The sequence below is a fragment of the Mesorhizobium sp. genome (assembly GCF_017306585.1).
Classification (GTDB): Bacteria; Pseudomonadota; Alphaproteobacteria; order Rhizobiales; family Rhizobiaceae; genus Mesorhizobium.
On record NZ_JAFKIC010000014.1, the window covers coordinates 1 to 10,762 of the forward strand.

12 protein-coding genes are annotated in these 10,762 nt (G+C 64.7%); 6 read left to right on the forward strand and 6 right to left on the reverse strand.

Going from position 1 to position 10,762, the window contains the following annotated elements; genetic code table 11:
* Positions 1 to 93 precede the first annotated feature (93 nt).
* From J0I79_RS00240 to J0I79_RS00255, 4 genes are read left to right on the forward strand one after another with little or no spacing between them, the layout of a single operon-like run.
* Positions 94 to 444: a cupin domain-containing protein gene (locus J0I79_RS00240; protein WP_292854195.1), complete on the forward strand. Its 351-nt coding sequence runs from the start codon at positions 94 to 96 to the stop codon at positions 442 to 444.
* 27 nt (positions 445 to 471) lie between these two features.
* Positions 472 to 813 carry a cupin domain-containing protein gene (locus J0I79_RS00245; RefSeq protein WP_292854197.1) on the forward strand — a complete coding sequence of 114 codons (342 nt, stop codon included), beginning with the start codon at positions 472 to 474 and terminating at the stop codon, positions 811 to 813.
* Between the two features lie 20 nt (positions 814 to 833).
* Positions 834 to 1,178: a cupin domain-containing protein gene (locus J0I79_RS00250; RefSeq protein ID WP_095202811.1), complete on the forward strand. Its 345-nt coding sequence runs from the start codon at positions 834 to 836 to the stop codon at positions 1,176 to 1,178.
* A gap of 50 nt (positions 1,179 to 1,228) precedes the next feature.
* A complete protein-coding gene (locus J0I79_RS00255) occupies positions 1,229 to 2,737 on the forward strand; it encodes an aldehyde dehydrogenase family protein (protein ID WP_292854199.1) in 1,509 nt (502 codons plus the stop codon).
* 33 nt (positions 2,738 to 2,770) lie between these two features.
* Here the strand turns inward: J0I79_RS00255 and bla are convergent, their stop codons facing one another.
* On the reverse strand, positions 2,771 to 3,553 hold the full coding sequence (bla, locus tag J0I79_RS00260; protein ID WP_292854201.1) for a class A beta-lactamase: 783 nt from the start codon (positions 3,551 to 3,553) through the stop codon (positions 2,771 to 2,773).
* 215 nt (positions 3,554 to 3,768) lie between these two features.
* On the opposite strand from bla, the gene J0I79_RS00265 reads away from it, so the two are divergent.
* On the forward strand, positions 3,769 to 4,659 hold the full coding sequence (locus J0I79_RS00265; protein ID WP_292854203.1) for a LysR family transcriptional regulator: 891 nt from the start codon (positions 3,769 to 3,771) through the stop codon (positions 4,657 to 4,659).
* A gap of 33 nt (positions 4,660 to 4,692) precedes the next feature.
* On the opposite strand, the gene J0I79_RS00270 is transcribed toward J0I79_RS00265, so the two are convergent.
* The 5 genes from J0I79_RS00270 to J0I79_RS00290 are packed head-to-tail and all read right to left on the reverse strand — an operon-like array spanning position 4,693 to position 9,485.
* Entirely contained in the window at positions 4,693 to 5,454 is a 762-nt protein-coding gene (locus tag J0I79_RS00270) for a glucose 1-dehydrogenase (protein WP_292854205.1), read from the reverse strand.
* Between the two features lie 11 nt (positions 5,455 to 5,465).
* Complete coding sequence (locus J0I79_RS00275) at positions 5,466 to 6,278, reverse strand: ABC transporter permease (protein WP_292854207.1); 813 nt, start codon at positions 6,276 to 6,278, stop codon at positions 5,466 to 5,468.
* Positions 6,278 to 7,168 carry an ABC transporter permease gene (locus J0I79_RS00280; protein WP_292854208.1) on the reverse strand — a complete coding sequence of 297 codons (891 nt, stop codon included), beginning with the start codon at positions 7,166 to 7,168 and terminating at the stop codon, positions 6,278 to 6,280. The genes J0I79_RS00275 and J0I79_RS00280 overlap by 1 nt, the downstream gene beginning before the upstream one ends.
* Before the next feature lie 36 nt (positions 7,169 to 7,204).
* Entirely contained in the window at positions 7,205 to 8,368 is a 1,164-nt protein-coding gene (locus tag J0I79_RS00285; protein WP_292854210.1) for a spermidine/putrescine ABC transporter substrate-binding protein, read from the reverse strand.
* Complete coding sequence (locus tag J0I79_RS00290; RefSeq protein ID WP_292854212.1) at positions 8,349 to 9,485, reverse strand: ABC transporter ATP-binding protein; 1,137 nt, start codon at positions 9,483 to 9,485, stop codon at positions 8,349 to 8,351. Before J0I79_RS00290 ends, J0I79_RS00285 begins: the two co-directional genes overlap by 20 nt.
* Before the next feature lie 110 nt (positions 9,486 to 9,595).
* Between J0I79_RS00290 and J0I79_RS00295 the strand changes: the two genes are divergently transcribed.
* On the forward strand, positions 9,596 to 10,408 hold the full coding sequence (locus J0I79_RS00295) for a LuxR C-terminal-related transcriptional regulator (protein WP_292854214.1): 813 nt from the start codon (positions 9,596 to 9,598) through the stop codon (positions 10,406 to 10,408).
* Positions 10,409 to 10,762 lie beyond the last annotated feature (354 nt).

The window sequence follows — 10,762 nt, forward strand, 5'->3', positions numbered from 1 at the left end:
ACATCTGATCTCCCCCCTTGAGGGGGAGATGTCCGGCAGGACAGAGAGGGGCCTCGTAGAGCCCAGTCTCAACAAGCATATCGGAGCGCGCCCATGACCTCCTCCGCGCCGCACCTCTACCAGGCGTCCACCCGCGCCGACCTCGTCGACTGGGGCGCCCAGCCCGACGCGCTGGAAGGCGCCTCGCACTCCACCGGGAAACTCGTCCACAAGGGTCCCAACAACCAGCCGGAGTCGGGCATCTGGGTCTGCACGCCGGGCAGCTGGCGGCTGTCGATGCCGCGTGACGAACTGTGCCACTTCGTCGCCGGCCGCGCGACCTACCGCTCCGATGTCGGCGAGGTGATAGCAGTCTCCGCCGGAACCGTGGTCATGTTCCCAGCCGGCTGGACAGGCGAATGTGTGGTGCACGAGACCATGCGCAACGTCTACATGCTGGCCTGAACCGTATCAGCCGCACAGGAGCAAGACATGCCGACACCGCACTGGCCCGACGCCACGACCGTCGAACTGGAAGACTGGGGCGCGAGCGCCAACACGCTGGCGGGCTCGCCGCGCGCCTCGGGCAGGATACTGTCGAGGAACCCCGACGGCTCCAGCGAATGCGGCCTGTGGTCGTGCACGCCGGGCACCCGCACGATCACCTTCGCCGCGGACGAGTTCTGCCATTTCCTCTCGGGGCGCGGCAGTTACGTGCATGAGAATGGCGAGGAGATCCCGGTCGAGGCCGGCACGCTCGTCTTCTTCCCCGCCGGCTGGACCGGCACCTCCATCATCACCGAAACACTCTCCAAGGCCTTCATGTGCCGGTGACCACCGTCAAGGAACTTCATATGACCACGCCAATCATGCAATCGCCGCTCGCCATCACGGACCTTGTCGACTGGGGCGTCATCCCCACCATGATCGAGGGACAGTCTCACACGTCGGGCAAGCTGCTGCACAAGGGGCCGGAAGGCCGTTCCGAATGCGGGCTGTGGGTCTGCACGCCAGGCAAATGGCACTGCCATGTCACCCGCGACGAGTTCTGCCACTTCCTCGAAGGGCGTTGCACCTATGTGCACGAATCCGGCGAGGTCATCGAGATCGAGCCGGACACTGCGGCCTTCTTTCCGCAGGACTGGAAAGGCGTCTGCACCGTCCATGAGACGATCAAGAAGGTTTACATGATCCGCTGATTTCCAGCGGCCAATCCTCAAAAAAGGCTCCATGCGTGGAGAAAGACAACATGCATTTCTCCCCTGACCGGCCGACCCTCTTCGTCAATCCGGAGTTCCGCCCGATGGCGGGCGCGGCAAAACCGGTGATCGATCCCGCGACGCTTGAAACGGTCGGCGCGATAGCGTCGGCCAGCGACGGCGAGATCGACGCCGTGCTGTCGGCCGCCACCATAGCACAGGCAGCCTGGAAGAAGCTCGACGCCAAGAGCCGGGCAAAACATCTGCACGCCGTCGCCAACGCCATCGAGGCGGCGGACTTCACCCATTGCGCCGAACTCATGGTGCGCGAGATGGGCAAGCCCTATCCCGAAGCCATCGGCGAAATCGCCAATTGCGCGCCGATCTTCCGCTATTATGCCGAGATGGCGCGCGACGATGCCGGCAAGGTCGCCGGCACAACGCAGGCGGGTTCGTTCCAGCATGCCCGCTACGAACCCTACGGCGTCTCCGTGCACATCATGCCCTACAACTTCCCGATCCTGTTGATGTGCTGGACCGTCGCCGCCTCGCTCGCGGCGGGCAATGCCTGCGTCATCAAGCCGGCGGAGGCGACGACGCTGTCGACGCTCGACTACATGGCCGTGTTCCGTGCTCTGCCCGAAGGGCTCGTCTCCTGCCTGCCTGGAGGTGCCGCCACCGCCCAGGCATTGATCGCTTCCGAGCGCACCCATGCCGTCGCCTTTACCGGCTCGGTCGCCGCCGGCAAGGCGGTGGCGGTTGCCTGCGCCGAGCGGATGAAGCCCTGCGTCATCGAGGCCGGCGGCAGCGATCCCCTCATCATCAGCCAGCACGCGCCGTTGGAAATAGCCGCCGCCGGCAGCGTCACCGCCGCCTTCCACCTCACCGGCCAGGTCTGCACCTCGGCCGAGCGCTTCTTCGTCGTCGATGCCGTCCATGACCGCTTCGTCGAACTCTTCGCCGAGAGAACGCGCGCGCTACGCATCGGTAACGGCCTGGACAGGACGGAGATCGGTCCGCTTGTCAGCGATGCCGCGCGAGCCAAGGTCATGCGCCTTGTCGACCAGGCCATCATCGACGGCGCCACCGCCGTCACCGGCGGCCGCATCCCGCCAGCGCACAACACCGGCTGGTTCTACGAGCCGACCATCCTGACCGGCGTCACACCGGACATGGCGATCGTGCGCGAAGAATGTTTCGGGCCGGTCGCCGCCATCTGCCGCGTCAAGGATTTCGATGAGGCAATCAGGCTTGCCAATGACAGCCCGTTCGGCCTCGGCGCGTCGGTGTTCACCACCGACCTCGCCGAAGCGCATGAGGCGGCCGAACGGCTCGAGGCCGGCATGGTCTGGGTCAACAACCCGCTGATCGACAATGACGCCCTGCCCTTCGGCGGCTGGAAGGCCTCCGGCCTTGGCCGCGAACTCGGCCGCCAGGGGCTCGACGCCTTCCGCCGCTCCAAGATGGTCATCATCGACCACAAGCCGGCGATCCAGGAGTGGTGGTATCCCTATCCCGACAGCTGGTTCCGCGAGACCGGCGGCCGCAGGCATGTGTGAGAGGAGCGGCGCGGCAACCGCGCCGCCGACAGTCTAGGCCTCGATTGCTTCGACCAGCACCCGCGAAACGGAGGCAATCGTCGCATTGCGCTTGGCCAGATTCTGTTTCGTGCCGGTCAAATAAACCGACATCAGGATCGGATCGCCTGAAGGCGGCCAGATGACAGCCGCGTCATTGGTGCTGCCTTTCTCGCCGGTGCCGGTCTTGTCGCCGCATTTCCAGCCCTTCGGCAATGCGGCCCGGATACGCTCGTCGCCGGTCTTGTTGGCCACCAGCCAGTCGACGAATTGCGCCTTGCCCTTTTGTGAAAGAGAATCGCCGAGGGCGAGACGCTCATAATCCTCGACCATGGCCAGCGGCGAGGTGGTGTCGCGCACGTCGCCCGGCACCGATTCGTTCAACTCCGGCTCGATCCGGTCGAGCCGGGTCACCGTGTCGCCGATCGAGCGCAGATAGGCGGTCAGCTGCGGCGGCCCGCCAAAGGAGGCCAGCAGCAGATTGGCCGCGCCATTGTCGCTGACCGTCACCGCCGCCTCGCAAAGCTGTGCCACCGTCATCTCGCCGCCGGCGAACTTCTTGGTCGTCGGCGAATTCGCGATGATGGCGTCGTGCGGAACCTTGATGGCGCGGTCGAGCTGTTCGATGCCGCCATCGACACGATGCAGGACGAGCGCCGCCATGAGCGCCTTGAAGGTGCTGCACATCGGAAACAGCTCGTTCTCGCGATAGCCGAACTGAACCGTCGTTCCGGAAATCCTGCAGGCCACGCCGAGCCGGCCGCCGCTTTTGGCCTCGATCCGCCTTATTTTCGGCAAGACCCCATCAAATTTTATTGGCCTCGTTGCCGCCCTCGCCATCGCGCCAAATGTGATGGGAGCCGTCAAAACCACCGCGAGGCCACCGATGAAACCGCGTCTGCTCGTCATGTCCATACTCTCTCTTGCCCCGCGCCGCAGAACTGGACCCGATTTGACGCCGCCGCAAACGAGTAAACATCGGCCCCGCCATGAGAAAATCTAGGGCTCGAAAAATGAAGCGATCACATCTGCCGCTGAACGGCCTTCGCGCCTTCGAAGCGTCCGCGCGGCATCTCAGCTTCACAGGTGCCGGGTTGGAACTGCGCGTCACCCAGGCCGCCGTCAGCCATCAGGTCAAAGGGCTCGAGGAGGTGCTGGGCGTGCGGCTGTTCCGCCGCCTGCCGCATGGCCTGACCTTGAGCGAGGAAGGCGAGGCACTGCTGCCGGTGCTGAGCGACGCCTTCAACCGGATCAGCGTCACACTCGACCGTTTCGAGGGCGGCCGTTTCCACGACATCGTCACCATCGGCGTCGTCGGCACCTTCGCCTCGGGCTGGCTGATCCCGAGACTGCCGCTGTTCCACCGGGCCTATCCGGACATCGAGCTGCGCATCTCGACCAACAACAACCGGGTCAATCTCGCCGCCGACGGCCTCGACTTCGCTATCCGCTTCGGCGACGGCTCCTGGCAGGGGACCGAGAACACACCGCTGCTGCCGGGCGCGTTCTCGCCGGCCTGCGCGCCCGAGATCGCCGCGCGCCTGCGCGACCCCACAGACCTGACGCGCGAAACGCTGCTCTGTTCGTACCGTGAGGACGAATGGCTGCGCTGGTTCGAGGCGGCGGGGCGCCATTGCCCCCCAGTCAAGGGCATCGTTTTCGACTCCTCCGTCACCATGGCCAACGCCGCCGTCCAGGGCGCCGGCGTGGCATTGCTTCCGGTCTCGATGTTCAGCCGTGAGCTTGGGTCGGGCCAGCTGGTGCAGCCCTTCACCAGCACGGTCGATGTCGGCCGTTACTGGCTGTCGGCGCGGCGCAGGCGCCAGAACTCGCAGGCGATGACGGTCTTCGCCGACTGGCTGAGGGCAGAGACGGCAGACAGCAATTCCGGCAAAGACGTGTAGCGGTTTCCGCTTGGCCCTGTGAAAATCAAAGCGTCAGCCGATGCTCTCGCCGCCGTCGATCACCAGCGCCTGGCCGGTCATGAAGGATGACCTGTCGGAGACCAGGAACAGGATCGCATCGGCGATCTCTTCCGCACTGGCCCAGCGGCCCATCGGGATCCTGGTGCGGACATAGGCCTCGATCGCCTCGCGTCCTCCCATCTGGGCGATGAACGGTTCGTTGAACGGCGTGTCGACCCAGCCCGGACAGAGCGCGTTGACGCGCACATTGTGCCGCGCATAGTCGAGCGACATCTGCCTGGTCATCGCCACCACGGCGTGTTTCGAGGTCGCGTAGGCGATCATCTCGCGGTCGTAGAACACGCCCGAATTGGAGGCGGTGTTGAGAATGACGCCGCCGCCTTGCGCGATCATCGACGGCATGACGATCCTCGCCGCCAGGAACTGCGCCCGCACATTGACCCGCCACGAGGCGTCCATACCGTCGGTCCCGACCTCGGTCAGCGTGCCGCCGACCTGGATGCCGGCGTGGTTGTGCAGGATGTCGATGCGCCCGTGCCTGTCGAGTGTCCCGGCGATCAGTTGCTCCACGGCGGTGTCGCTCGCGACATCGGTAGCAATGGCCTCGGCCCTGCCGCCTGCCGTACGGATGTCAGAGGCCGTCGCCTCGCCACTGGCCCGGTCCCTGTCGGCAATGATGACCGTGGCGCCTTCCCGGGCCATGATCATGGCGCCGGCGCGTCCGATGCCGGAGCCGGCGCCCGTCACCACGGCGATGCGGTCTTTGAGGATCATGATCCAGGCTTTCAGTTTGACGGTTTGCGCTGGCGCAGCTGCCACTGGGCAAGCACCACGAGCAGGACGGAAGCGACCAGCACGATCGTCGCGATGGCATTGATCTCCGGCGTCACCCCACGCCGGATCGAAGCGAAGACGTAGATCGGCAGCGTCGTCTGCGCGCCGGCGACAAAGAAGGCGACAATGAAATCGTCGAAGGAGAAAGTGAAGGCGAGCAGGAAGCCGGCGACCACCGCCGGCATGATCTGCGGCAACACGATCGACCGGAACGTCGTCAGCGGCGTGGCGTAGAGATCGCTCGACGCTTCGACCAGGTTGCGGTCGAGACTGGCGAGACGCGTGCCGACGATCATCGTCACCAGCGCCATCGAGAACAGCCCGTGCGCGGCGATGATCGAGCCATAGCCAAGCGACAGCTTGGGCGGCTGATCGCCTGGCCAGATCGAGGCCAGGAACGGATTGACGACCGCGAACAGCTGGACCAGAGCGACCAGCGTCGAGATGCCGATGACCACGCCGGGCACGACGATCGCGGCGCCCAGCAACCCGTCGAAGACAGCCCGGGTCCGGGCACCGACCCGCGCCAGGCCGAGCGCGGCCGCCGTGCCACAGACCGCCGCCAGAAGAGCGCTGGTGGTGGCGATGAACAGGCTGTTTTTCAGCGCCTCGACAAGGAACGGGTTGGACAGCGCCGTACCATACCACTGCACCGAGAAGCCGGTGAATTCGCTGGCATGGCGGCCGGCATTGAACGAGAACAGCACGACCAGCGCGATCGGCAGATAGAGGAAGGCAAAGACGGCGGTGACAAAGGCGCGCATCAGATCAGGTCCACCCGGCGAGCGCCCGAAACCCTGGTCGAGATGCGGTTGGCGGCGATCAGCACCACCACCGAAACGGCCACCAGAGTGATCGCGATGGCCGACCCGAACGGCCAGTTGCGCGACTGCAGGAACAGGTCGACCAGCGCATTGCCGATGAAGAACACCTTGCCGCCGCCGAGCAGCGTCGGGATCAGGTATTCGCCGAGCAGCAGGATCATGACCAGCGAGAAGCCGGTCATGACGCCCGGCAGCGACAGTTTCAGTGTCACCCCGAGAAAGGTCGAGAGCGGCGTCGCGCCGAGATCGGCGGAGGCCTCCAGCAACCGCCTGTCGAGCCGCTCGAGGCTGACATAGATCGGCAGGATCATCAGCGGCAGATAGCCGTAGACGATGCCGAGCAGCACGGCGCCCGGCGTGTTGATCAGCCTGACATCCTCGATGCCGATAAAGGCCAGCAGCGCCGGGATGCCGCGCCCGCCCAGAATATACATCCAGGCATAGGTCCGCATCAGAAGACTGGTCCAGAACGGGATGACGACCAGTGCAAGCAGGATCAGCCGCCAGCGCTGCGGCGCCCGCAGGGCGAGATAATAGGCAACCGGATAGGCGACGAGCAGGCAGGCGAGCGCGCCCACCGGCGCCAGCAGCATCGTGTTCCAGAATGCCGTCGCGCGCGCCGGAAGATTGGCATACTGCGCCAGCGTGAAGGCGGCCTGATAGCCGCCTTCCGGCGCCCGCTCGCCGACGCTGAACACCGCGATGGCGATGAACGGCAGCACCAGGAACACCACCAGCCATGCCGTCGCCGGAGCGAGCAGCAGGGCGGTCAGGAAGTTATGCCGAAATCTGTTGCCGTGCATCGAAACCGCCCCGATGCCGGCGGACATGTGCCCGCCGGTTCCTTGTCTGCGTCAAACCGGGCCTCAGGCGGACTTGAAGCGCGCCATCAGTTCGGCGCGGCCCGGATCGGTCAGCGTCGCCGCCGCGCCGAACTCCAGCGGCGTCAAAAGGTCCGCCGCCGGGTAGAGGATCGGATTGTCGAGCACTTCCTTGGGCAAGAGCTTGTTGACGCGCGCGTCGGTCGACGGCGCGCCATTGGCGAGGTGCTCCTTCACCGCTACCTGCGGGTTCATCAGGTAGTTGAGCAGTGCGTAGCCGGCGGGCTTGTTCGGCGCATCCTTCGGAATGGCGTAGAAATCGGTCCAGATCTCGCCGCCTTCCTTGCCCAGCACATAGGCGATCTCGGGAATGTCGCGATGAAGCTGCGCGCCGTCATTGGTCCAGCACATCGTCATCCAGGCGTCCCCGGCCCGCATTCCCGGTTGGTAGTCGCTGGAAACCGCGAACAGATGCGGCTTGACCTTCAGCAGCAGTTCCTCCGCCTTGGCGAGTTCGTCCTGCTTCAGCGAGTTGAACGAATAGCCGAAATATTTCAGCGCATTGCCGATCGTCGTCAGCTGGTAGTCGTGCACCATGGTGCGGCCGTCGCCTTCGGCCATGGCGGTGTCCCAGAACTCCTTCCAGCTGGTCATCGGCTTGCTGAGCTTCTTGGTGTTGACGGCAAAGCCTGTCGTGCCCCAGTTCTTCGGCACGGCGTAGATCACCTTGTCGATCGTGCCTTCCGAGGTGAAGCGCGGATCCTCCTGCGTGCCGTCGAAATTCGGCAGCTTGGCCATGTCGAGCGGTTCGATGATGCCGAGCTTTTTGTAGGTCGAGATCGTATAATTGGTCGGCACGAACAGGCTCCAGCCCGACGCGCCGGCCTGCAGCTTGGCCAGCATCTCCTCATTGGAGCCGAACACATTGACCTCGACGGCGACACCGGTGTCCTTCTTGAAATTCTCGAAGGTCTGCGGGTCGTGGTAGTTCGGCCAGGTGGCGATCGACATGCGGTCGCCAAGGCTTTCCGCGGCGAAGGCCGGCGTCGGCATGATGCCGATCTCGCGCGCCATCACCGCCGTCGCGATGCCGAGGCCGGTGAGGCCAAGGAAATCGCGGCGGCCGATCGAGCCGCGCTTGAGGCGCATCAGCTGATCGACAAAGTTCTCGGGGCTTATCGGCAGTCCGTCACGATATGATTTCGACATGTTGGTTTACCCTCTGGTTGGTCCCGTTGTTCTTGGTTTCGGGAAACGCCAGCGGCGTCCCGGTGGCAAAGCCGATGGCGACGGGTTCACCCGGCTTGAAGAGATTGCCATGGCCGATCACGTGATCAGCCTTGGCGAGCAGTGTTCCTATGCCCTGGACCTCGATCGCGTACTCCGCCGTCGAGCCCAGGAAAATCCGGTTGCGGACGATGCCTTTGAGCGGACCGCTTCCGGCGGCGCCCAGACTGAGCGATTCCGGGCGCAGGCTGACCGAGACGGTCTCGCCTTTTTGCAGGGCCGTCCGCTTGCGTGCCGCGATCACCGTACCATCGGCAAGCGCCACATCGACCAGGTCGCCCGACTGTCCGGCGACGGTGCCGCTCAATAGATTGGTCTTGCCGACGAAGTCGGCGACGAACAGGTCGGCCGGCTCGTCATAGATTTCGCTTGGCTGTCCGAGCTGGACGATGCGGCCGCCATTCATGACGCAGACGAAGTCGCTCATCGACAGCGCTTCCTCCTGGTCGTGGGTGACCAGCACGAAGGTGATGCCGATGTCGCGCTGCAGGTTCTGCAGCTCGATCTGCATGTCGGTGCGCAGCTTTTTGTCGAGTGCGGCCAGCGGCTCGTCGAGCAACAGCACGGCCGGCTTGTTGACCAGCGCCCGGGCCAGCGCGACCCGCTGCTGCTGGCCGCCGGACAGTTCATGGATCTTGCGGCCGCCATAGCCGGCGAGCCGCACCATTTCGAGCGCCTCGCCGGCGCGCTGGCCGATCTCGCGTGACGAGAGCCGCGGCCTTGCCTGGCGCAGCCCGTAGGATACGTTGTCCGCCACATCCAGATGCGGAAACAGCGCGTATTGCTGGAACACCATGTTGACCGGCCGCCGGTATGGCGGTGTGCCGGCCATGTCCTGGCCACGGATGAACACCTGGCCTTCGCTCGGCTGCTCGAAGCCGCCGATCATGCGCAGGCAGGTCGTCTTGCCGCAGCCGGACGGCCCGAGCAGGGCGACAAAGGCCGACGGAGGCACGGCGAGGTCGATACCGCTGACCGCGGTCACCGCGCCATAACGCTTGGTGACGCCGCGAAACTCGATGTCGGGCACTGCGGTCAAAGCTGCGGTCTCTCCGATGCGATTTCAGGACGCTACCAGAGCTATCATCAGCTAGTATATACCTCGCAGGTGGTATATCTGATCTATTTTAGCGTTTAAGGGGGTAGGGATTGAGCACATCCCGAAACCACGAATACAGCCGGCTCGCCGCGCTTGTCGCGGCAACGCGGGAGACGAACGGCGAGCTGTTCGGCAAGGCGATGGTCGATTGGCTGCGCCAGCATGTCGGCTTCGACCATTGCGTGATCTTCGGCTATCGCGGCGCCGCGCGCCCGCCGCTGCTGTTCGAGACCTTCTCGCCGGCCGAGAGCCATGTCTTCGTGGCGCTCTATCAGGAGGGGCCCTATCTGCTCGACCCGTTCCACCACGCCGCGGTCGAGCGCAAGGAGGGCTTCTGGCGCATGCGCGAACTGGCGCCGGACCGCTTCTATGCCAGCGAATATTTCCGCTCCTATTACAGCCAGACCAGGCTGGCCGAGGAGGTCGGTTTCTTCGTGCCTTTGCCGGGCAAGGACGCGCTGGTGCTGTCGCTGATGCGGCTGCGCGCCTCGGGCCCATTCGGCACCGCCGATGCCCGGCTGCTGCGCGACATGGCGCCGGCGGTGATCAGCTTCGCCAGGTTGCGCTGGCCCACCCTTCCGACAGACGAACCGGCCGAGAGCAGGCAGGACGAGACCATCGCCGCCGTCAACGAGTTCGACCGCGCCCATATCTGGAAAAGCCTGTCGCTGACTCCGCGCGAAAAGCATGTCGTCGACCTGGTGCTGCAGGGACACTCCACGGAATCGATCGCCAGGGCCATGCGCATCGTGCCGGGAACCGTGAAGGTCCATCGCCGCAACATCTACCGCAAGCTCAAGATCAAGTCGCAGGCCGGCCTCTTCGCCCGCTTCGTCGAGATCATCGATGCCCGGATCCGGTAGAGAACCAATGCGTAGAAGGTTTGGGGGAGATGTGCTGGCGTTGACGGGCAGCAAGCTTTGACGATTGGCGCAAACGCCCACCGCTTCGTCATCCTGGGGCGGAGCAAGGAGCGAAGCGACGCGGCGCAGACCCCGGGATCCATGCCGCGACTTCAGAGCGCTGCTGCGGTGCAGAATTCTGCTCCCATGCGCTCCACGGCCGATGTCGCGGCATGGCAACTGTGTTCATGCGAACGCGATTTTGTCGCGAATGATGGCATTGAGAGTGACGAGAAGCTTTCTGGCGACGGCGACGATTGCCAGTTTCTTTGATCCAGATCGGGCCGCAAGCGCGGTGTAGAAGGTCTTGAAGCG